Genomic DNA, 25,059 nt, shown 5'->3' on the forward strand with positions numbered 1-25,059 from the left:
AGGCAGTAAAATTATGTTAAAAGTAGCGTTTTTTCTGATGTTTTTCTATGTGTACAATTTTTAAATTAAAGTTTTAAGAATAAATTATAAGAATTTTAGGCTTGTTTTATGTTTTTGTTTTTCCTAATTTTAGGTAACAAAAGTTAAACAAAGTTTTTCTTTTGTGTTTCTGCAATAATAGATCATTATTTTATTGTTGAGATTGAATTAGAAAAATTATATAATAACTTAATAAGTCTGTGTATGGAATTGACAATTACTTTCTTTATCAAATTTACTTTAGTTGTTTACTTTATTTCGGCTTTATATTTTATTCTATTAAGCTTACTTCGTCTCAGCGATAAATTTAATCGCGATACAATATTTCATTTTTTTTTAAAAGGTTTGCATTTTAGTTTGCTTTCTTGTAATTACCCCATTCGGCGGGCAGATTACAGAGAGCAATAATTTTGTTGGATATAAATAAATTCAAGTTAGCCTTTGCAGCTATGATTTTAGGAAAGAGTAATCAACTTTCTCTAAACAAATGAATTTACATATATAAAAAGAATCCCCAGTTCTACTTCAACTAAAAATTTTCATTATGAAAATTAGACCTGCAACAAATCACTCCTCTTGGAAAACTGACTACAATCATTTTTCCTCAAAAAAAGCGGAACAAATTTTATCTCAGAGAGATCAAGTTTGTTCTCCGGCATATTTCGGTATGTCGAATTCAACATAATTTTTTTTATTAAAACAAAATTTAGAGGTTTTTTTTAAACCACTAAGAATTGTTTTAACTGTTTGATTTTTAATTGATTGTTTAATTGCGTAGGTGCGTGCACTTACTGCAAGAGGTGTTTTATTGTCCATTTTCTAATCTTCCAAATTATGAAAAAAAAATTTACTTTTTGTGATCTCTTTCAAAAGAGATTATTGGGACTTTTAACTTTATTCTTTATATGCACTAATGTATTCTCTCAGACTATTTGTAGACCTGTGTCTCAAACAAATAGTGCAGGGGGAGGACTTTTGTGTATTGGAGTAGATGTTAATAGTCCAGCCAATGCTTATGATAGTGCTGGCTTATCTACTTACGCAACACTAACAAACGGTGTCGGATTGTTAGGATGTGTTGCCGAAGAGACAATGACTTTAAACCAAACGGCTCGGGCTGGTGACCAAATTGCTATTTATTTTGGCACAGGTAATGGCTTGCTTGATTTAAGTTTATTGTCAAATGCTTCAATACAAGCTAAAAATTCTGGGGTAAATGTAGGTTCAAGTGTGGCTTTAAACAGTCCGCTTTTGAATTTAAATTTATTAAGCGGCAATACTGTTGCTGTTGCAAAGTTTCCCGTAACGGGCGATACCAACCAAATTCAAATTCAGGTTGGAGGTTTGGTAAGTCTTTTGGTAAACTTAAGAGTTTATGATGTTAGATTAGAATTTGCGCAGCCAACCGTAACGGGAGGTTTAACACAGACTGTTTGTGCAGGAGTTCCAACAACTCTTACTGCAACACCTGCAGCTGGCACTACGCTGGCCTGGTATAGTTCTGAATTTTCTACAACAGCTTTAGCGGTAGGAAATACTTATACCACTCCTGCTTTAACAGCAAATACAACATATTATATAGGAATAACTAGAGCAGCAGGATGCGAAGGAAATGTTCGCGTGCCTGTTGTTTTAAATGTTTCTAATCCGGTTGCACCGGCAATTAGCAACACTGGTCTTACGGTGTGTTCTACAGGAGCTACACAGCAGACTACTTTATCGGTTGTAAATCCTGTACCAGGAACGACTTATTCATGGTATTCGGCTTCGACAGGCGGTCCTGCATTGGCGACTGGTACAACGTATTCTCCAACTGTTCCTTTAGGAACTACTCCATTTTTTGTAGAAGCTTCTATTGGAAGCTGTATCAGCAATAGAATACAGACGAATGTTGTTTCTACAGCAGTTCCGACTACGCCTACAGTTCTTACTCAAAGTGTAACAATACAATCAGGCCAGAACGCAACTTTAAGCGCTTCAACTCCCGATGCAGGTGCGCAATTAAATTGGTACGAAACGGCTGCTGGAGGAAATGCAGTTGCGACAAATACAGCTAATTTTACGACTCCAATTTTAACCGCTACCAAAACCTATTATGTAGAAGCACAAAGTTCAAATGGAAATTGTGTTAGCGCAACGAGAGTTCCTGTGACTGTTACAGTCCAGCCAGCCTCTTTAATGGGCTGTCTTGAAGCAGGAAGCCAGCAGGTTTCCCAAGTAGGGGTATGTTTATTGTGTAGTGCTACAAATCCGAATTTTTCTGTAGACGGAAATCCTGCAACTGCAACAAGACTTACTATTCCTGCTAATGTTTTAGGATCTATGCAGCAAACATTGCAATTTGCTAATCCGGGAAAAGCTGGAGATATTGTTGATGTTGAGTTAGATTTACCGGGTGGTTTAGCCGATGTTCAGCTATTGAGTGCAGTCAGTCTGGCAACTTATAACGGTGCAACTTATAATAATGATAGAGTTGCGATTAGCAACCCTCTTATTACTTTACAACTATTAAGTGGTACTCGATATAGAGCAAGTGTTACGGCAGGAGCCAATTTTGATCGCGTAGAAGTTCGTCTAGGCGGTGTGGCAGGTCTTTTAACTAATTTAGATATTTATCAGGCATCCTACAGATATAAAGCTCCCGCTGTTTCTGGAAATACAACTATTTGCAGCGGAACAACCACAACTTTAACTGCTGCGCTTGCGGTAGGAGAAACAGTTAACTGGTATAATGTGGCGACAGGCGGAACTTCTTTGGCGTCAACAGCATCTTTTACAACGCCAGCTTTAACAGCACCAGCGACTTATTATCTAGAAGTGACAAGAAATGGTTGTGTGAATAGCGTAAGATCTTCGGTTGAGGTATTAATTGATAATCCTGTTGCACCAGCTGTTACGCCAACTCCAGTGAATCTTTGTGCCGGACAAACATCTACTATTACGGTGCAGGCGCCAGTGGCTGGAACTACTTATAATTGGTATGATACAGGCGGGAATTTAGTATTTACAGGCAATGTCTTTACAACTCCAGCATTGAACGCAACAACAGATTATTTTGTAGAAGGGGTAATAGGAAATTGTTCGAGTCCAACTCGCGCTCAAGTTACGCTTAATGTGAGCCCACTGCCTGCAGCACCTACAGTAGCATCGTCAACAGTAGTTATTCAGTCAGGACAAGTAGTGACTTTACAAGTTTCTAATCCTGTTCCTCAAATTGCTTATGACTGGTACGATGTGCCAACTGGTGGAGGAGCTCTCGTAACTAATAGTCCTAGTTATACGCCATCACCAGCATTAACTGCAGACAAAACATTTTATGTTGCTGCAAGAAATAATTCTGATTGTTTAAGCAGTGTTAGAACAGCAATTAATGTTGTTGTAACACCTCCAGCGGCAATTACTTCTTGCTTGAGACCTTTTCAGCAGACAATTTTTACAAATGGATTATGTATTGGCTGTTCGGCTGTTTTAGGCACAGAAGGAAATTCTATAGATAATGATTTTGATACTGCAACAACTCTTCGAAATGTAGTTGGAGTAGGAGCTTATATACAGCAAAAACTTGATTTTTCGAATTTTGGATTTGCAGGAGATATTATTGAAGTAGAACTTGGCTTGCCAACTGGGGTTTTAGATATTGGTGCTCTTTCTTATATTTCTTTAGAAAGTTATAATGGAGGTACAAATAATGGTGACGGAGGTTCTATCAATAGTCTTTTAAATGTGCAGCTTTTAGGCGGAAATCGTTTTAGAGCTAGTTTTGTTGCTGGGAATAGTTTTTCTGGAGTTCAAGTACGTTTAGGCGGGGTTGCATCAGTTTTAAGCGAATTGGATATTTATGGGGCTTCATTTAAATATAAAGCGGCAACTATTACGGGTATATCACCTGCAATTTGTTCTGGACAATCGGCAACATTAACGGCAACTACTACAGCAGGAGATACAATTAGCTGGTTTGCTGATGCGAGCGGCGGAACTGCTTTAGCAACAAACACCAATACTTACAATACTGGTGCTTTGACAGCTGAAACAACTTATTACGTAGAATCTGTAAGAGGAATATGTGTAAATAGCGTTCGTCAGCCGGTTACGGTTCCTGTTTTACAAATTCCTACAGATGCAAATATTGTAATAGCAAGTCCAATTGAGGCTACTTGTACAGGTGAGGCAGTTTTAGCTCCATCTTCTAATATAGCAGGTGTTCAGTTTAGATATTATAAAAATCAAAACAAAACAGGAGAAATTGTAGATGGGAGTATCGATGGTACCATAACATATGCAAAAGATGCGAATGGAGTACTTTCTATTTCTGGTTTAGCTAGCGGAACTACTTATAATTATTTTATCTCTGCAGTTAACGGCGGCACTTGCGAGAATGCAAATGGATCATTAAAAGAAGTTGTAATCAACTCTCCTTCGAGAACACCTTTAACACTTATCACTACTCCACTGCAAGCTTGCGGAAGTGCTAATTTGGTAAATGCAATCGTTGGTTTTGATTCATCTGGAGCTACTACTTATACTTTCTATGATCCTTCAAATAATGTTATAAGTGCCGATGCGGCAGCTAACATAACAACAAGCGGTATTTATTCTATAGAAGCTCAAGATGCTTCCAATACTTGTCCTTCAGCTAAACAAACTGTTACAGTAACAATAAATGCTGTGCCAAGTTTGACAGTGACAAATCCGCAAGAATCTGTAAATGTTGGAACAGATGTGCCATTAAATGCAGTTTCTACAGGAACTATTACATGGTTTGATCCGCAAGGAAATCCAATTGCAGGCCCTCCATTTACAACAGGCCCGTTGAATACTCCAGGAATTTACACTTATACAGCGGTTGCGAGCAACGGAATCTGTACTGCAACTGCAACTAAGGTAATCAATGTAATAGATCTTACAAGCTGTCAAAACTTGACAGAACGAGTTTATGCATCTGCACAATCTCAAGGTAATATACTAACTGGAACTGTTTCAAATGGACCTAATGCAGTTGACGGAAATCCTCAGACATTCTCAACAATTACTACAGGTTTAGGGCTTTTAGGAGTTGGAACAACATGGCAGAATTTAACATGGGCATCTCCTATTGCAAAAGGTACTCCTGTAACGGTTAAATTAGGTTCTGAATATAGTTTATTGGCTGTTGGTGAGAACTTATCAGTGGTAGGAACGATCGGAGGAGCTCCTATAGGCGCAATGCAGCCTGTGTCAGGATCACTTTTAAAATTAATTTCAGGAGATAACACTTATGAATTTACTTTTGTGCCTTCAGATGCATCGGGACCGCAAGCTTATGACGGTATTCGTATTCAATCTTCTTCACTTTTAAGTGTTGCTTTAAATACAAAAGTGTTTGATGCTTACTATAAAAAACCGGTTACTTCCGTAACGTGTACTTCAGGAGATATTCAAGATATTTTTTACGGAGCAACAGATTTAGGACTGCCAGTTGGTGCTGTAACCGCAGCGGTAGGGGTTAGTGACGCTTGGAATATTGCTGATAATGATATCACTACTTTTGCAACAATGTACAGCGGGGTAGATGCTTTAGCGTCTGCAGATTTAACCGTGCAATTTAAAACACCTTCTGTTCTTAGCGATACGTTAAGAATTGTGGTTTCAAAACCAGGAACTCTTTTGAGCGTGAACCTGCTTACAGGATTTACAATTCAACGTTATTTAGGAAATGTGGCAGTTGGTGCTCCAATTCAAAATACAAGTACATTATTAAGCATAAAATTATTGCCAGGAAATTCATTGGCAATGGTGTTAGTGTCTTCTCCAACAGAAATTTATGACAGAGTTAGAATCCGTTTAGGAGGTGTTGTTGGAGTATTAGATTTCTTAAGAGTTCATACTGTAGAGAGAACAGCAAATACGACCGTAATTGGGGCAGATCCTCAGAATAAAATAACGGTCTGTCCGGGTTCCGATATTACGCTTCAAATACCCGAAGTGTCCTGTTCGACTTATCGATGGTACGATGCAGAGACAGGTGGAAACTTAGTTGCAAGCGGACCTACTTTTACGGTGCCAGATAATTTAACCGCAGGTATTTACAAATACTATGTACAACCAGTACGTTACGGTTGTGAAAGTTATGCAAGAGGAGAAGTTACTGTTGAGGTAAAAGCTTCTGCACCAGTAAATGCTTTAACAGATATTACTTTAAACGGAGGAACAGCAACATCAATTTGTTCTGCTTCTGGAACCGTAACTTTAGCAACGAGCCTAAGCGGAACGCCAGTTTTAACAAATCCTGTTTATCACTGGTATCGTTTTGATGGAACAGCAAGTCAGTTAATTCCAGGTGAAACAACTGCACAGCTGATTGTAAACGGATTGGATCCGGGAACTTATACTTATTTTGTTGGAGTGAGTTCGGATGAATTATGTGAAACTGCAGCAGCAGACAGAAAACAAATTACATTCACAATCTTGCCTCCTTCAACAGTAAACGATATTTTGGTTGATGATGTAACGGTTTGTAATGGTGTTCCAGCATCATTGACTCCGTCAGCACCAACATTAACGAGTCCAGTATTTACTTGGTACTTAGATGCTAATAAAACACAGCCAATAACAAACGGAGCTGTAATAGCAGGAGTTACCTATGCAATAGATGCAGCGGGTGTTTTAACCGTTACAGGTTTAACAAAAGCAGTAAGTCCGAAAACATATTATGTAGCTGTTGCAAGCGCTAATACTTGCGAAAATTTAGCAGGAACATTGCAAGATGCGGTAATCATTGTTAGCGATCCAAATACGCCGACAACTACAAACAGCACTCAGAATTTCTGTTTATCTGCCGCGCCAACGGTTGCTGATATTAAGGTAAACGAGAGCAATGTTGTTTGGTATGATGCAGCTACGGGAGGCAACGTAATTGCTTCAACTACTCCATTAGTAAGCAGAATTTATTATGGAGCTGCAACTGATGCGGCTACGTCATGTGAAAGCTCAGTAAGATTAGAAGTCACAGTAAATGTAAATGATCCAGCGACTCCAACATCTACCAATAATCCTCAGAATTTCTGCTTGGTAAATGCGCCAACTGTTGCTGACCTTCAGGCAAATGAGGCAGGCGTTGTGTGGTATCTTTCTGCTACAGGAGGAACTTCATTAGATCCGACAACAGCATTGGTTAACGGAACAATCTATTATGGAGCTATAAAAGATGTTGCAGGCTGCGAAAGCTCAGTTCGATCAGCAATAACAGCAAATGTTACTGATCCTGGAACACCGACATCTACAAATAATCCTCAGAATTTCTGTTTGGCAAATGCGCCGACTGTTGCTGACCTTCAGACAAATGAGACAGGCGTTGTATGGTATCTTTCTGCTACAGGAGGAACTTCATTGGATCCGACAACAGCATTGGTTAACGGAACAATCTATTATGGAGCCATAAAAGATGTTGCAGGCTGCGAAAGCTCAGTTCGATCAGCAATAACAGCAAATGTTGCCGATCCGGGAACACCGACATCTACAAATAATCCTCAGAACTTCTGTTTGGCAAATGCGCCGACTGTTGCTGACCTTCAGACAAATGAGACAGGCGTTGTGTGGTATCTTTCTGCTACAGGAGGAACTTCGTTAGATCCGACAACAGCATTGGTTAACGGAACAGTTTATTATGGAGCTATAAAAGATGTTGCAGGCTGCGAGAGTTCAGTTAGATCACAAATAACAGCAAATGTTACCGATCCGGGAACACCGACATCTACCAATAATCCTCAGAACTTCTGTTTGGCAAATGCGCCAACTGTTGCTGACCTTCAGACAAATGAGACAGGCGTTGTATGGTATCTTTCTGCTACAGGAGGAACTTCATTGGATCCTACAACAGCATTGGTTAACGGAACAATCTATTATGGAGCCATTAAAGATGTGGCAGGCTGCGAGAGTTCAGTTCGATCAGCAATAACAGCAAATGTTGCCGATCCGGGGACACCGACATCTACAAATAATCCTCAGAATTTCTGTTTGGCAAATGCACCGACTGTTGCTGACCTTCAGGCAAATGAGACAGGCGTTGTGTGGTATCTTTCTGCTACAGGAGGAACTTCGTTAGATCCGACAACAGCATTGGTTAATGGAACAGTCTATTATGGAGCCATTAAAGATGTGGCAGGCTGCGAGAGTTCAGTTCGATCAGCAATAACAGCAAATGTTGCCGATCCGGGGACACCGACATCTACAAATAATCCTCAGAATTTCTGTTTGGCAAATGCACCGACTGTTGCTGACCTTCAGGCAAATGAGACAGGCGTTGTGTGGTATCTTTCTGCTACAGGAGGAACTTCATTAGATCCGACAACAGCATTGGTTAATGGAACAGTCTATTATGGAGCCATTAAAGATGTTGCAGGCTGCGAAAGTTCAGTTAGATCAGCAATAACAGCAAATGTTGCCGATCCGGGAACACCGACATCTACCAATAATCCTCAGAATTTCTGTTTGGCAAATGCACCGACTGTTGCTGACCTTCAGGCAAATGAGACAGGCGTTGTATGGTATCTTTCTGCTACAGGAGGAACTTCATTAGATCCGACAACAGCATTGGTTAACGGAACAATCTATTATGGAGCTATAAAAGATGTGGCAGGCTGTGAAAGCTCAGTTCGATCAGCAATAACAGCAAATGTTACTGATCCAGGAACGCCGACTTTGGTGACAACAGGACCGCAGAACTTCTGTTTAGTAAATGCGCCTACTTTTGCAAGCATTCAGTTTAATCAAACGAACATCGTTTGGTACACAGCTTTAACAGGCGGAACATTGATTGCACCAACAACAGCCTTGACAACAGGACAGTATTTTGCCGCGATCTCAGATCCGGCAACGAGCTGCGAGAGCGCTACCAGATTACCAGTTGATGTGAATGTAACAGACCCGGCAACACCAACAACAAACGCTGCAGCACAGACTTTCTGTACAGGTACAAATCCGACAGTGGCTAATATTCAAGTGAATGAAAGCAATGTAGTTTGGTACACAACGCAAACAGGAGGTACAGCCTTAGCTTCTACAGCTGCGCTAACTACACAAACTTATTTTGGAGCAATTAAAGATCCAGCGACAGGATGCGAAAGCAGTGTAAGATTGCAAGTGGCTGTAACGGTTGGCAATACAATAAATCCGACAACAAACAATACAGCGCAGAGTTTCTGTTCTGCAAATGCACCAACAATTGCAAATATTCAAGTAAACGAAAGTAATGTAACTTGGTATACAGCTTCAACAGGAGGAACTGCAATTCCTGCAGGAACAGCGCTTACTTCTGGAGTGTATTTCGGAAATATTGTTGATCCAGCGGGTTGCGAAAGCTCAACTCGTTTGCAAGTAACTGTTACAGTGGTTAATCCTAGTCCGACACCGACTACAGCTAACACCACTCAAAACTTCTGTACTTTAAATTCGCCTACAGTGGCTAATATTCAAGTAAACGAAGCAAATGTGGTGTGGTATAGTACAGCAACAGGAGGAACAGCAATTCCGCCAACAACAGCTCTTACGACAGGCACTTATTATGGAGCAGTTGCAAGTACAGTTGGTTGCGAAAATCCAGCAAGATTGGCTGTAACGGTAAATGTAAATTCACCAAGCGTGATAACAACGTCAAGAACCACACAGACATTCTGTTTATCTGCTTTACCGACATTGGCTAATATTTTGGTAAACGAAACAAATGTGGTTTGGTATGCGTCTGCAACAGGCGGAACACCATTGGCTAATACAACTCCGCTAACTGCAACAACTTATTATGCAGGATCATTAGCTAATACATTCAATGGTTGTGATAACGGACCAAGATTAGGAGTTACAATCGCATTTGAAAACGATGCAGCAGTTCAAATTGCTTCTACAGATGATACACCATGTGTATTCAAAGGAGTAACTTATTCTATTGCAAACGGTAAATCTAATTATGTGTGGACTATCAATGGAGGTACAATTGTTTCTGGCGGTGGTACAAATGACGGTTCTGTAACGGTTTCTTGGTCAGATATTGGTCCGGGAACTGTAACTGTAGCTTATGTGAATAATTGTGACGAAAGAACAATTAAAACTTTAAATGTTACCGTAGCAAGCTGTTCAGATTTAACGATTACTCATACTGTAGATAATCCAACTCCGAATTTTGGAGATAAGGTGACATTTACAATAACGGTAAACAATGTTGGAGAAGGCGATTTCATTAATACTTTGGTTAGTGATTTACTTCCTAGCGGATTACAATTAGTAAGTTCATCTGCAACATCAGGAACATATGATCCGGCAACACAGCTTTGGACAATTCCAACGCTAAACGCAGGTCAGAGCGTAGTATTGACAATTGTTGCAGAAGTGTTGCCAAATGGCAATTATACAACTGTGGCAACCGTAGAAACTTCAACTCCTTTAGATGTTGATGCATCAAATAATTCGGCTTCAGTTACATTAGAACCAATTTGTCTAACTGTTTACAATGAGTTTACTCCAAATAATGATGGTAAAAACGATTTGTTCAGAATTGACTGTATTGAGTCTTATCCTAACAACGAGCTGAAAGTATTTAACAGATACGGAGCATTAGTGTATAGCAAAGCGCATTATGAAAATGATTGGAACGGAACAGCAAATGTTTCCGGAGTTGTTAATAGAGGAGATATGCTGCCAACAGGTACTTATTTTTATGTGATAACCATTGGAGATGGAACGGTTAAAAAAGGCTGGTTGTCTATCATGAGATAACCCACTTCTATTAATCATCTAATTAATTAAACTAAATAAGTATCGTTATGAAACTATATATAAAATCATTAGAAACATATTTCATTTTAATATGTTCTTTTATTTCGGTTTGCGCTTCGGCACAACAAGATCCCGAGTATACCCAGTATATGTATAACACTATGGCGGTAAATCCAGCATATGCTGGATCTACCGGAACCATAGAGGCAGCACTTTTATATCGTTCTCAGTGGGTTGGAATGCCCGGCGCTCCAGAAACACAGTCTTTCTCCGTTCATTCTCCTCTGAGAAATGAAAAACTAGGATTAGGTTTGAGTGTTGTAAATGATAAAATCGGACCTTCAAATGAACTGTATCTTGACGGAAACTTCTCTTATTCGTTGCCTCTCGGTTATGAAAAAAGATTGGCTTTTGGTATTAAAGCCGGTACCAGAATGTTGAACGTCGATTGGTCAAAAGGAAGATATTATGATAATGACGATGTACTGTTAAATCAGAACATTAACAATCAAATGAAACTAGCAGTAGGAGCGGGAATTTACTATTATACAGAAAAATGGTATGTAGGGCTTTCTGTTCCGAGTTTTATTCAGAATGATTACTATGACGATGTTCGTGAATCTATCGATTATGACCGTATGCATTATTACTTAATGGGAGGTTATGTTTTTGATTTGAATCCAAATTTAAAATTTAAACCAGCATTTTTAGTAAAAGCAGTGAGCGGAGCTCCAATTACTGCAGATATATCGGCAAATTTCATGATTCAGGAAAAGTTTGTTATAGGAGGAGCTTATCGAACAGACGATTCGGTAAGTATATTGGCAGGTTTTCAGATATCGCCAAGTTTCTACCTTGGATATGCTTTTGATTATACTGTAAGCCAATTGAACAAATACAACGATGGTTCGCACGAATTCATCTTGCGTTATCAATTTGTGCAAAAACAAAGCAAAATTAAGTCTCCTCGATTCTTCTAAAAATAAAACTTATGAGAAAACTATATATCCTATGTTTAATTTTGAGCGTTACGTTTAGTTTCGCTCAAAAAACTAATTTAAAGAAAGCTGATGCTTTGTTTAGAAGCTTTTCTTATCAGGATGCTTCCAAAGCTTATGAAGAATGCTTGCAAAACATAAAAGATCCATCAGCCCAGACTTTGAAGAATGCGGCAGATTCCTACTATTTTATTTCCGATTCTAGAAATGCACTAAAATGGTACAGAAAACTTTACGAAGTGCAGGGAAATAATCTGACTGATATTTACTATTTGCGCTATATCCAATCTATGAAAGCAGTTATGGATTATGATGAAGCAGACAAAATCACAAAAGAATATCTAAACAAAAAAGGAGATAAGACAGAGATTAACAGATATGTTGCCCAAAAGAAATACATGGACAGCGTAGCAAAAGCTAAACCTCTTTATACCATTAAAAATTTAGATATCAATACCAGTAAGTCAGATTTTGGAGCTACATTTTTTAAAGACAATGTAGTCTTTACATCCGCTCGCGATACGACAAAGTTTAGTGAAAAGCTGTACACTTGGAACAACCAGCCTTTTCTTAATCTGTATATAGCAGAAAGAAATCCGGCAGATGGAAGCCTATTCAACGAAACAGTTTTTCTTCCGAACGTAATGACTAAGTATCATGAAGCTACAGCAAGTTTTGATAGTCAAGGGAAGACAATTTATTATTCAACCAATATTGTAAAGAAAAATAAATTGGTAGTGGACGAGGCAAGAGTAAATAATTTCCAGATTGTGAAAGGATCGATCGTCAATAATAAGTTAGAAAATCCGGAGAAAGTATTTTTTGATAGCGATGATTACTCTGTAGGGCATCCTGCATTAAGCGAAGACGGGCGATTGCTTTTCTTTGCTTCAGATATGCCTGGCGGACAAGGAGAAACAGATTTATACATGGTAAAAATTGCGGCAGATGGAACTATGAGCTCACCTCAGAATCTTGGGCCAAATATTAATACTATCGGTAATGAAGTGTTTCCATTTTATCAAAACGGAGTTTTATATTTCTCGTCCGATGGACATTATGGCTGGGGAGATTTGGATGTTTACGAAAGCAAACTTCAGGCTGACGGCACTTTTTCAGTGCCAAAAAATCTTGGAGCACCTATTAATAGCAACAAAGACGACTTTTCTTTTATAATTGACAAGACAGATGCTTACGGCTATTTTTCTTCAAATAGAGCAGGAGGAAAAGGAGATGACGACATTTATTCTTTTGTAAAAGGAAAACCAGTCTGCAATCAGAGTATTTCTGGAATGGCCATCGACCATAAAACGAAAAAGCCTTTGACAGATGTAACCATCATGGCATACAATTCTTTCAGCGAAGTTTTAGGCGAAACCAAAACAAATTTTGACGGAAAATATGCCATAGAAGTTCCTTGCAACAAAGTAATCAAAATGATTGCGGCAAAACCAAATTACAGCAGTGACGACAAAACGGTAGAAACCACTGGTGAAAATGGTGGCGAAATAAAAGACGTGAATTTTGAGTTGAGCAATTATGATGATTTGGTTGTTAAAAAACAAGGAGTTGAAAAAGTAGATGTAAACCCAATTTATTTCGACTATGACAAGTACGATATTACGCCAAAAGCTGTAGAAGAATTATCTAAGGTTGTATTTATTATGCAGAAGTTTCCAAACATCAAAATCAAAATTGAATCTCACACAGATTCGCGCGGAAAAGATTCCTATAACTTAAAACTTTCAGACAATAGAGCAAAATCAACACGAGATTACATTCTTTCGCAAGGCATAGATGCTTCTAGAATTGAGAGCGCAATTGGTTATGGAGAAACCCGATTAATTAATAAATGCAAAAATGGTGTAAAATGTTCTGAAGAGGAGCACCTCTTAAATAGACGTTCAGACTTTATCATTATTCAAAAATAATTTTATATTTTCGCTGTAAAATATTGATATTCAGTTAAAAATATAAAACGTCGAAACCATTTGGAAGTTGGTTTTTTTAATTCTTTTTTAAGAATAATGGACAAGGAGAAAATCAGATTGCATGAATTTGCAGTCTGATTTTTGATTTTCTAAAACTTTTATTTTTTCTGCATTTGAACAAAAATAAATTCTAATTTTGATACTCAGTTTTTCATTATAATAATCTGCAATATTTTTCCATTTATGAGCATTCAAGAGACCATTCAAGCATTACGAAATGAACTTAATCAGCACAATTATAATTACTATGTGTTAGACAATGCCACGATTTCAGATTACGATTTTGACATTAAGCTGAAAGAGCTTCAGGATTTAGAAAATAAACATCCGGAGTTTTTTGACGAAAATTCACCAACTCAAAGAGTAGGTGGAGCAGTAACCAAAAACTTTAAAACAATTGCACATCAATACAGAATGTACTCTTTGGATAACTCTTATTCTAAAGAAGATCTTTTGGATTGGGAAAACCGCATCCAGAAAGTTTTAGGAAATGTTAGTTTGCAATATACTTGCGAATTAAAATACGATGGAGCCTCGATAAGCATTACTTACGAGAACGGAAAATTAGTTCAAGCCTTAACTCGAGGAGATGGTTTTCAGGGAGATGAGGTGACAACCAATATAAAAACGATCAAATCAGTTCCTTTGCATTTAAAAGGAAATTATCCAGATAAATTTGATATTCGTGGCGAAATAATTCTGCCATTTGCTGGTTTTGAAAAAATGAATCAGGAATTAATCGAAATCGGAGAAACGCCTTATTCAAATCCAAGAAATACAGCTTCAGGAAGTTTAAAATTGCAAGACAGCGCTGAGGTTGCCAAACGTCCGCTGGAGTGTTTGCTTTATTTTGTAACAGGAAACAATCTGCCTTTTAAAACACAATATGAAGGATTGGAACTGGCTAGAAGCTGGGGGTTCAAGGTGCCAAAAGAAGCAAAGCTTGTCAACAGTATGCACGAAGTTTTTGACTTTATTGATTATTGGGATGTGCACCGCCACAATTTGCCTTACGAAACCGATGGTGTTGTGGTAAAAGTGAACAGCATTCAGCATCAGGAAGAACTAGGATATACCGCAAAATCTCCACGTTGGGCAATTGCGTACAAATTTAAATCGGAGCAGGTTTCAACCAAATTAAAGTCAATTTCATATCAAGTTGGAAGAACAGGAGCCATTACGCCAGTTGCCAATTTAGAACCTGTACAGCTTGCGGGAACTATTGTAAAAAGAGCCTCTCTGCATAATGCCGATCAGATTGAAAAATTAGATATTAGAATAAATGACACTGTTTTTGTCGAAAAAGGAGGAGAAATTATTCCAAAAATTATTGCCGTAGACTTAGACAAACGTCCTGAAAATTCAGAACCGACACATTATATTGCTTACTGTCCAGAATGCCACACCGAATTGGTTCGAAATGTTGGTGAAGCCAATCATTACTGCCCTAATTTTTACGGATGCCCTCCGCAGATTATAGGAAGAATTCAGCACTATATTTCAAGAAAAGCAATGGATATCGAAGGGCTTGGAGGCGAAACAGTTGCTTTATTATTCAAAAATGGCTTAGTCCATAATTATGCTGATTTGTACGAATTAAAAGTAGAAGACATTCTGCATTTAGAAAGAATGGCTCAAAAATCGGCTGAAAATCTGGTGAACGGAGTTCAGAAATCAAAAGAAATTCCGTTTGAAAGCGTTTTGTTTGCGCTTGGAATTCGCTTTGTAGGCGAGACAGTTGCCAAAAAACTGGCAAAACATTATAAAAATATTGATGCCTTAAGCCAAGCTTCGCTGATGGATTTGGTTTTGGTTGATGAAATCGGAGAAAGAATTGCCAAGAGCGTTATCGAATTCTTCGAAAATGAAGAGAATAGAAAAATTATTGAACGATTAAAAAGTTATGGTATTCAATTTGAAATTGAAGAAAAAATAAACCCAAACGCTACTGATAAATTTGCTGGAAAAACTTTTGTGGTTTCTGGCGTCTTTAGTCAATTTTCTAGAGACGAATTAAAGAAAGCCATTGAAGATAACGGAGGAAAAGTAGGAAGCTCAATTTCTGCAAAAACAGATTTTGTAGTCGCGGGAGATAATATGGGACCAGCAAAACTGGAAAAAGCAACAAAGCTAAACATCACCATATTATCAGAAGAAGATTTTATAAACAAATTGAATGAAGCCTAATAAACCATCATTAATTTTGTTCTTTCTGGCATTGTTTTGCACGATCATTTTTGATTGGGCAAAGCAAGACTTTTTTGCGACATATGCAAAAGCGATTGTTCTTCCTGCAATTTTTATTTATTATTTAATCAGCAGTGAGTTTAAAATCAGAAAGATCGAAGGTCTTATTTTCTTCTTTTGCTTCGTGGGGCAGGTATATGATTTAATGGATGTTGAAAGTTCCGAAATAGGAGGAGTGCTTAGTTTTCTGATCGTTTATGCGCTAATCATTGTCATATTTATTCGGGAACACGAACGGATAAAACTAACCAAACGGGACATTCTGCCAATCTCTATCGTGGTGGTATTTATCGTCTACTTATTAATCTCTGTTTTGAGTTTGCAACTCGATAATATGAGAAAGTTTATTGTGCTTTATTCTGTTTACGGAATCGTGTTGAGCGTATTAAGCTATTTCTGTTTTGTAAGCTATATTACAAAAGGAACACATATCGCCCTATTAATGTCGCTCATGGCAATAAGCTACATTTTCTCTGATATCTTTTATATATTTAATGAGTATTTCTCGTATTCGGTTGTTCTGGTCCTAATACGAGATACAACTCAAATTCTAGCTTATTTCTTTATGGTAGAATACTTTTTAGAAAAAGCTAGAATTCAAAAAAAGGCTATACCACAATAGTGGCGCTTTGATTGGTATGAGGTTTATCTTTATCAAAATAGAAATCGATACGGCCTAAATTAATCCCGTAACATCCCACTTGATTTACCAAAACATCTTTACCAGCTTTATTTTTTACAACTGTAGGTTTGTCCAAAAAAGTATGCGTGTGGCCTCCAATAATCAGATCAATATCTTGAGTCTGTGCGGCAAATGTCAAATCACTAATTTTTGTTGGCTCGTCTTTGTATTTATAGCCTAAATGCGAAAGACAAATGATCAAATCACATTTCTGTTCTTGTTTTAAAAGCTTTGTCATATCCTGAGCAATTTCAACAGGATTGTTGTAAACCGTTTCAAGGTATAATTTTTTATCTACCAAACCTTGCAATTCAATTCCAACGCCAAAAACGCCAACCTTAATTCCGTTTTTATTAAAGATTTTGTACGGTTTAACGTGTCCGTTCATAACCGTGTTTTTAAAATCATAATTAGAGTTGATAAAATCGAAAGTTGCGTGAGGAAGCTGTGCATACAAACCCTCAAGACCATTGTCAAAATCGTGGTTTCCAATTGTCGAAGCATCATATTTCATCATGCTCATCAATTTAAACTCCAATTCGCCTCCATAATAATTAAAATATGGCGTTCCCTGAAAAATATCACCGGCATCCAATAAAAGCACATTTGGGTTTTCTCTGCGGATTGTTTCAATCAATGCAGCACGACGAGAAACACCGCCTTTATTAGGATTGCGAGGATCGTCAGCAGGAAAAGGATCAATGTGGCTGTGCACATCATTAGTATGTAAAATTGTTAAATGCTTAATATCGTTACTTTCAAAACTGCTCAAAGACAATCCTAAACTTAGTAGGGCAGTACTTGCTGCTGTTTTTTCGATAAACTCTCTTCTTTTCATTTTATATGTTTTTTGCCAGAGGCTATGTAGTTTTAATTTCTTTTTTGCCACCAATTTCACGAATTAACACGAATTGGTTTTTCAATCATTTAAAAATTTGTGCAAATTTGTGTAATTCGCGGCAAACTCTTTTATTCTTCTGTAATTCTGATATTTTTTGGAGCAACTACTGTGTCTACCTCTTTAAAATAATCAATTAAAACATCTCTAAGTTTGTAATTTAAGTCAAACTTTTGAGTGCTTTTTGCAAAGAAAGTCATGCTATCGCCACCATTTGCCAAATAGTCATTTGTAGCAACATAATACGTCTTGTTCAGATCAAGCGGTTTGCCCTGCACCATAATATCTTTTGCCTTATTATCTTTTGTAATTGTAAAAGTCATTCCAGACAATGGCTGAGGTTTTTTCTCCTTAATAATATACGATGCAATTTCTAAGATCTGATCTCCTTTTAAAGCCATCACAACCAAACTGTTTTCAAAAGGCATAATTTCAAAAGCCGTTCTAGTGGTCACATTTCCTTTAGGAAGAATAGCGCGAATACCGCCATGATTTAAAAGACATACATCAATATTTTTCTTTTCACGAGCGTTAAAAACAATGTTTCCTCTTTGCACGCAAACATCTGCCATCAGACTTCCAATGCCAGTTTGCCATTTTCCAGTGCTTTTGTCAAGAGTCTCAGGGCAATACGCCAATACATTATCCAAATCTTTATTGATGTGATCGCGATAAGGCTTAATAAAGTTTTCAATTTCAGAAGTTTCCCCAGTCTTTTCGGTAACAGGAAGTTGTTTCCCTTCAATTTTAGTTAAATTGTAGTTTTTTGTACTACATGAGGAGATTGAAAAAAGTGTTAAGAATATAACAAAAAGTTTTAAAAATCCGTTATACTTTTTTAGTTTTACCATTTTAAATGCAACTTAAATAATTAATTTTGTAATCTGGTAAAAGTACTATGTTTTTGAATTATATAAAGGAGTTTTTTGTAAAAAAATCATTAAATGTTAATTTAAATAATGAAAAAAGCGAAGTATTTACTAAAAACGTTCAAACAATTGGTTTATTGATAGATGAGAGTACTTTTGAATCTTCTGAAGCATTAATAAAAGAGTTGACCCTCCACGGAATCGCTTTAGAAAATATAAAAGTTCTTGCTTATAGAGAAAAATTTAAGGAAAAAGAGACTTATTCTCGTCCAACTTTTGGTAAAAAACACATCAGTTGGAACGGCGAAATTACAGAAGGCTTTTTAAATGGATTTATAAATTCAGAATTTGATCTTTTGCTGAGTTACTACGATGTTGAAAATGTTTTTTTAATGTTGGTGACAAGCAAGTCAAAAGCTAAATTTAAAGTCGGATTTTCTGCTGTCGATCAAAATTTAAACCGATTGATGATTAATACAGGATTAGGAAGCTATAAACTATTCGTTTCAGAATTGTTTAGGTATTTAAAAAATATAAAATAAATTTTAATTAATAATATGCAATCATTAATAGGAACTGGTGTTGCACTTGTGACGCCATTTAAAAAAGATTTTTCAGTTGACATTGAAGCTTTACAACGAATTGTAAACTTTTCTATAGATGGCGGAGTGGAGTATCTTGTTGTAATGGGAACAACCGCAGAAAATGCAACCCTTACAGCAGAAGAGAAAGAATTGGTTATAAAGACTGTAATCGATGTGAATAAGGGAAGACTGCCTCTAGTTTTAGGTGTTGGAGGCAATAATACTATGCAGATTGTTGAAGAATTGAAAACAAGAGATTTTTCTGCTTTTGAAGCGATTTTATCTGTTTCTCCATATTATAATAAACCTACTCAGGAAGGAATTTATCAGCACTTTAAAGCAATTGCAGAGGCATCTCCAGTTCCGGTAATCCTATATAATGTGCCAGGAAGAACGGCAAGCAATATGCTTCCTTCGACAGTGGTGCGCTTGGCAAACGATTTTAAAAATGTTGTCGCAATTAAAGAAGCGGCAGGAGATATGGCTCAAGCAATGCAGATCATTAAAAATGCTCCAAAAGATTTCGTAGTGATTTCTGGAGACGATATGCTGGCGCTTCCAATCGTTTTAGCGGGTGGAGCAGGAGTTATTTCTGTAATCGGACAAGGTTTTCCTAAAGAATTTTCAGAAATGATTCGTTTAGGATTGAATAAAAAAGCAGCAGACGCTTTCAAAACGCATTACTTTTTATCAGACAGCATCGATATGATTTTTGAGCAGGGAAATCCAGCTGGAATCAAACAAATCTTCCAAGCACTTGGAATTGCTGAGAATACAGTTCGTCTTCCATTAGTTTCTGTTGATGATTCTCTTGCGGCAAGACTTAATGAGTTTGTAAAAAACAGCATTAAATAATTGTTAAAGTGTTAGTATTTTAAGATACTAAAAAATTATTTTGCAGTAGCTAAATTAATAACTAAATTTGCCACCGAAACTTCGGTGCGATTTCACTTTGGCATAATTGTCTGAGAGATTGTAATAACAGTAAGAAAATGAAAAAAATACTATCGCTATTAATTGTTGTGACTCTTTTTTATTCTTGTGGAGAATATCAAAAAGCGTTGAAAAATGAAGATGTTGCAGCAAAATTTGAAATGGCAACAAAAATGTATGATGCCGGTAAATACACAAAAGCGATTCGTCTTTTTGAGCAATTGGCCACTTCTTACCGAGGAAAGCCTCAGGCAGAAAAGCTGTTTTATATGTTTTCACAATCGTATTACAAAACGAAACAATATTATTTAGCTGGTTATCAGTTTGAAGCGTTTGTTTCGGGTTATCCGCGAAGCGAAAAAGTGCAGGAAGCTGCTTTTTTAGGAGCATACAGCTACTCTAAATTATCGCCAGTTTATAGCTTAGATCAAGCAGATACTATAAAAGCATTAGAAAAATTACAAGCTTTTATTGATAATTATCCAAATTCAGAATACATTCCTCAAGCGAATGAGGCTGTACAGAAGTTAAATGGAAAATTAGAGAAAAAAGCATACGAAAATGCTAAAGGATATAATACTATTTCAGATTACAAATCAGCTTTAATTGCTTTTGATAATTTTATCGCTGATTTTCCTGGAACGCCTTTAAAAGAAGATGCATTGTTTTATAAATATGATTCAGCATATCAATTGGCAATTAACAGCGTTCCTTCAAAAATGGAAGAGCGTTTGCATATTGCACAGACAGCTTATGCTAATCTGATGAAATTTAAAAGCGATACAAAATACAAAGAAAAGGCAGATCAAATGAATGCCAGAGTTGAAACAGATTTACAAAAATTTACTAAATAAAATAAAGTCATGGATTTAAAAAAGACGAATGCTCCTGTAAACACAATAACTTACAACAAAACAGTTATTGAAGAGCCAACAGGAAATGTGTATGAGGCAATTACCATTATGGCTAAAAGAGCAAATCAAATTAATTCAGAGATTAAAAAAGAATTGACTGAAAAATTAGAAGAGTTTGCTACTTACAATGATAGTCTAGAGGAAGTTTTTGAAAATAAAGAACAAATTGAAGTTTCTAAATTTTACGAAAAATTACCAAAACCACACGCACTAGCTGTTCAAGAATGGTTAGACGGTAAAACTTACCACAGAAGTTCAAACAAATAATAGTACAATGTCAGTTTTAAACGGGAAAAAGATTTTACTGGGTGTTTCCGGTGGAATTGCAGCCTATAAAACAGCCACTTTAGTACGACTTTTTATAAAAGCAGGTGCACATGTCCAAGTGATCATGACACCTGCTTCTAAGGATTTTGTAACACCGCTTACATTATCTACTTTATCAAAAAATCCAGTACATTCAAGTTTCTTTAATCAAGATGATGAAGACGAAGTTTGGAACAATCATGTAGAATTGGCTCTTTGGGCAGATTTTATGCTGATTGCGCCTGCCACTGCAAACACTTTGTCTAAAATGGCCACAGGAAACTGCGATAATCTTTTAATTGCAACCTATTTATCGGCAAAATGTCCAGTTTATTTTGCGCCTGCAATGGATTTGGATATGTACAAACATCCCTCGACTTTATCGAGCTTTGCCGCATTAAAGCAGTATGGAAATATTATGATTCCTGCTGAAAGCGGTGAACTGGCAAGCGGTTTGTCAGGAGAAGGCAGAATGGCTGAACCTGAGAATATTGTTGCTTTTCTAGAAGCCGATTTAGAAAGCAAATTGCCGCTAAAAGGAAAAAAAATACTAGTTACAGCTGGCCCAACATACGAAGCCATAGATCCTGTGCGTTTTATTGGAAATCATTCTTCTGGAAAAATGGGATTTGATATCGCCAATGAAGCTGCAAATTTAGGAGCAGAAGTATTTTTAATTGCAGGTCCAACGCATTTAAAGGCTAAAAATAGTCTGATAAAAGTGGTTGATGTTGTTTCGGCTCAAGAAATGTACGATGCTTGCCATCTGTATTTTAATGAAGTTGATGCGGCAATCGCGGCTGCAGCTGTTGCAGATTACAGGCCTAAATTTGTTGCAGATCAGAAAATTAAAAAAAATACAGAAGAATTTTCGATAGAACTAGAAAAGACAAAAGATATATTGTCTTCATTGGGTGCTATCAAAAAAAATCAGTTTTTAATAGGCTTTGCGTTAGAGACTGAAAATGAAATTGAAAATGCTAAGTTGAAAATTCAGAAAAAAAACTTAGATTTGATTGTTTTAAATTCCTTACAAGATAAAGGTGCCGGTTTTAAAAAAGAAACCAATAAAGTAACATTTATTGATCGTAATTTTGAAATCGAACCAATGGAGTTAAAATCAAAAGAATCTGTTGCGGCTGATATTTTGAATAAAGTTATTCTGCATTTTTCAAAATCATCAATTTAAAATATACGCCGAAAGCATAATTTGGAAGCAATTTATGTTTGTAAAATTAAATATATAGACGATTATGAATAGAATAGTTACACTATTAGTATTTTTAAGCTTTGGTTTTGTACAAGCTCAACAGCTAAATTGTACAGTAACTATTAATACAGAACGTTTAACAAATCCAAATAATCAGGTTTTTAAAACGCTTCAGACTTCTTTGGCTGAATTTGTAAATAAAACAGACTGGACAGGATCGGCTTTAAAGCAGAACGAGAGAATAAACTGCTCGATGTATATAACCTTGTCATCTAATAGTTCGGATCAGTTTACGGGAACAATTCAGGTTCAATCTTCAAGGTTAATTTTTAACTCGACTTATTCTTCTCCTGTTTTAAATTATAACGATAAAGACTTCAATTTTAGATATACAGAATACGAACCTTTGCTATTTAATCCAAATACTTACGATTCAAATTTAGTATCTGTAATCTCCTTTTATTGTTATGTGATTTTAGGCATGGATGCTGATACGTTTCAAATGGGTGCTGGAAATCCGTATCTTCAAACCGCTCAAAATATTGCAAACGTAGCACAGCAAGGCGGATTCAAAGGATGGAATCAATCTGACGGACTGCAAAATCGCTATTATTTGATTAACGATATGATCGCGCCAACTTATAGCGATCTACGCCAGACAACTTATGCTTACCATACTGGATTAGATGCAATGACTTTGGATCAAAAAGCGGCTAAAGAAAAAATAAAAAATGCCTTATTGCTAATAGGGAAATTAAATTCTGTAAAGCCGAATGCTTTTATAACCCGAGTTTTCTTTGACGCAAAATCAGATGAAATTGTTTCTATTTTTTCAGGAGGGCCAAGTATTCCAATTACTGATTTGACGGATGTTTTGAATAAAGTTTCGCCACTAAACTCTACTAAATGGTCGCAGATTAAATATTAATCCTGCTTTTTATTTATCATCATTAACTTAAATTTTCATTTTTACAAAACTGCCCTATGATTACATCGCTGTCTATTAAAAATTATGCTCTTATCGAAAAGCTCTCCATAGATTTTTCTAAAGGTTTTTCTATAATTACAGGTGAGACAGGTGCAGGAAAATCGATTATTTTAGGAGCTATTGGTCTTGTTTTGGGCAAAAGGGCAGATCTTACTTCGTTAAAAAATAAAGAAGAAAAATGTGTTATTGAAGCACAGTTTGAAATCGGGAAATACAATTTAAAAGAATTTTTTGAAGCTAATGATTTGGATTATGAAGAAGAAACAATCATTAGAAGAGAAATTTTGCCTTCGGGTAAATCTCGTGCTTTTATAAACGACAGCCCTGTTAATCTTCAGGAACTGCAAGATTTAAGTTTGTTTCTGATTGATATTCATTCGCAGCAGCAAACTCAAGAATTATCAGATGAAAATGTTCAGTTTAAAATTATTGATGCCATTGCAAATAATGCAGATGTAATTGCTGAATATCAAAAACTGCTGAAATCGTATAAGGCAGATAAATCTAAATTGAATGCTTTGCTCAAAAAACAGAGCGATGCAGGAAAAGAGCAAGAATACCACACCTTTTTATTAAATGAATTAGTCGCAGCTCAATTAAAATCTGGAGAACAAGAAGAATTAGAAGCAGACTACGAAAAACTGAATAATGTAGAGACAATTAAGGAATCTCTCGATAAATCTTTAGCGATTGCAAACGAAGAGCAATTTGGTGTTTTTCATAATTTGAATGAAATCAAAAATGCATTGCAAAAAGTGGCTCCTTTTTCTGTAGAATATCACAATTTGTTCGAAAGGATAACGAGTCTGGCTATTGAATTTGATGATGTTTCGAAAGAATTGGAAAATTGCTCGGAGAAATTATTAAATGATCCCGCGCAGTTAGAATTAATAAATCAAAAACTGCAATCCATTTATAATTTGCAGAAAAAACATCAAGTGAGTTCTGTAGATGAGTTGCTTCAAATACAGTCAGATCTAGGAAACTCTTTGCTGGAGCTTGATAATATGGATGAAGAAATAGCTTCTTTGACTAAAATTATCGAAGAAAAAGCTATAGAATTAGATAATTACGCTTCAAAAATACATGAAAATAGAGTAAATGCAATCCCAAGATTATCAGAACAGCTGGTTGCTATTTTGGAAACATTGGGAATGCCTAATGCTCGTTTCAATATGGAATTGCTTCCTTCAGAAACATATTTTCAGAACGGAAAGGACGAATTGCAATTTTTGTTCTCCGCAAATAAAGGAACTGATTTTGGCTTGCTGAAAAAAGTGGCTTCAGGAGGAGAAATGTCTCGTATTATGCTCGCTGTGAAAGCAATTTTAGCTAAATATTCAAAACTGCCAACCTTGATTTTTGACGAAATTGATACTGGAGTTTCTGGAGAAATTGCAATTAGAATGGGAGAGATTATGAAGGAAATGAGTGCCACGATGCAGATTTTTGCTATTACGCATTTACCTCAAATTGCTGCAAAAGGAGATTCTCATTTTAAAGTTTCAAAATCTACGATTGGAGATGATACGCAGTCTGAATTAAAACTTTTAGCTCATAACGAAAGAATTACCGAAATAGCCCAAATGTTATCGGGTGCAAATATCTCTGATTCGGCATTAAATCACGCAAAAGAGTTATTGAATTAAAAGATAAA

General features: G+C 36.5%; 14 protein-coding genes. 12 read left to right on the top strand and 2 right to left on the bottom strand.

Going from position 1 to position 25,059, the window contains the following annotated elements; translation table 11 throughout:
- The first annotated feature begins 873 nt into the window (after positions 1-873).
- The 5 genes from N4T20_RS13300 to N4T20_RS13320 all read left to right on the top strand — a co-directional run bounded on the left by N4T20_RS13300 (position 874) and on the right by N4T20_RS13320 (position 16,640).
- Entirely contained in the window at positions 874-10,782 is a 9,909-nt protein-coding gene (locus N4T20_RS13300; protein ID WP_260669619.1) for a gliding motility-associated C-terminal domain-containing protein, read from the top strand.
- Positions 10,783-10,829: 47 nt separating this feature from the next.
- Positions 10,830-11,762, top strand: a complete 933-nt coding sequence (locus N4T20_RS13305; RefSeq protein ID WP_260669620.1) for a type IX secretion system membrane protein PorP/SprF — start codon at positions 10,830-10,832, stop codon at positions 11,760-11,762.
- Between the two features lie 11 nt (positions 11,763-11,773).
- Positions 11,774-13,711 carry an OmpA family protein gene (locus N4T20_RS13310; RefSeq protein WP_260669621.1) on the top strand — a complete coding sequence of 646 codons (1,938 nt, stop codon included), beginning with the start codon at positions 11,774-11,776 and terminating at the stop codon, positions 13,709-13,711.
- 243 nt (positions 13,712-13,954) lie between these two features.
- Positions 13,955-15,958 (top strand): NAD-dependent DNA ligase LigA, encoded by a 2,004-nt coding sequence (gene ligA, locus N4T20_RS13315; RefSeq protein ID WP_260669622.1) that lies wholly within the window; start codon positions 13,955-13,957, stop codon positions 15,956-15,958.
- Positions 15,948-16,640, top strand: a complete 693-nt coding sequence (locus N4T20_RS13320) for a hypothetical protein (RefSeq protein ID WP_260669623.1) — start codon at positions 15,948-15,950, stop codon at positions 16,638-16,640. The genes ligA and N4T20_RS13320 overlap by 11 nt, the downstream gene beginning before the upstream one ends.
- Here N4T20_RS13320 and N4T20_RS13325 read toward each other — a convergent pair.
- Complete coding sequence (locus tag N4T20_RS13325; protein ID WP_260669624.1) at positions 16,627-17,538, bottom strand: bifunctional metallophosphatase/5'-nucleotidase; 912 nt, start codon at positions 17,536-17,538, stop codon at positions 16,627-16,629. The two genes, N4T20_RS13320 and N4T20_RS13325, sit on opposite strands and share 14 nt — an antisense overlap.
- Before the next feature lie 131 nt (positions 17,539-17,669).
- Positions 17,670-18,449 carry a 5'-nucleotidase C-terminal domain-containing protein gene (locus tag N4T20_RS13330; protein ID WP_260669625.1) on the bottom strand — a complete coding sequence of 260 codons (780 nt, stop codon included), beginning with the start codon at positions 18,447-18,449 and terminating at the stop codon, positions 17,670-17,672.
- A gap of 47 nt (positions 18,450-18,496) precedes the next feature.
- Here N4T20_RS13330 and N4T20_RS13335 point away from each other — a divergent pair, with 47 nt between their 5' ends.
- The 7 genes from N4T20_RS13335 to recN all read left to right on the top strand — a co-directional run bounded on the left by N4T20_RS13335 (position 18,497) and on the right by recN (position 25,051).
- Entirely contained in the window at positions 18,497-19,009 is a 513-nt protein-coding gene (locus N4T20_RS13335) for a DUF6913 domain-containing protein (protein ID WP_260669626.1), read from the top strand.
- Positions 19,010-19,024: 15 nt separating this feature from the next.
- A complete protein-coding gene (dapA, locus tag N4T20_RS13340; protein ID WP_260669627.1) occupies positions 19,025-19,906 on the top strand; it encodes a 4-hydroxy-tetrahydrodipicolinate synthase in 882 nt (293 codons plus the stop codon).
- Positions 19,907-20,043: 137 nt separating this feature from the next.
- Complete coding sequence (locus N4T20_RS13345; RefSeq protein WP_260669628.1) at positions 20,044-20,838, top strand: outer membrane protein assembly factor BamD; 795 nt, start codon at positions 20,044-20,046, stop codon at positions 20,836-20,838.
- A gap of 9 nt (positions 20,839-20,847) precedes the next feature.
- Entirely contained in the window at positions 20,848-21,165 is a 318-nt protein-coding gene (locus N4T20_RS13350; RefSeq protein ID WP_008463064.1) for a DNA-directed RNA polymerase subunit omega, read from the top strand.
- Between the two features lie 7 nt (positions 21,166-21,172).
- Positions 21,173-22,393: a bifunctional phosphopantothenoylcysteine decarboxylase/phosphopantothenate--cysteine ligase CoaBC gene (gene coaBC, locus N4T20_RS13355; protein WP_260669629.1), complete on the top strand. Its 1,221-nt coding sequence runs from the start codon at positions 21,173-21,175 to the stop codon at positions 22,391-22,393.
- Between the two features lie 64 nt (positions 22,394-22,457).
- Positions 22,458-23,342: a DUF4835 family protein gene (locus tag N4T20_RS13360; protein WP_260669630.1), complete on the top strand. Its 885-nt coding sequence runs from the start codon at positions 22,458-22,460 to the stop codon at positions 23,340-23,342.
- Between the two features lie 56 nt (positions 23,343-23,398).
- Entirely contained in the window at positions 23,399-25,051 is a 1,653-nt protein-coding gene (gene recN, locus N4T20_RS13365; RefSeq protein ID WP_260669631.1) for a DNA repair protein RecN, read from the top strand.
- Positions 25,052-25,059 lie beyond the last annotated feature (8 nt).

Source organism: Flavobacterium sp. TR2 (genome assembly GCF_025252405.1).
In the GTDB taxonomy this organism is placed as follows: domain Bacteria; phylum Bacteroidota; class Bacteroidia; order Flavobacteriales; family Flavobacteriaceae; genus Flavobacterium.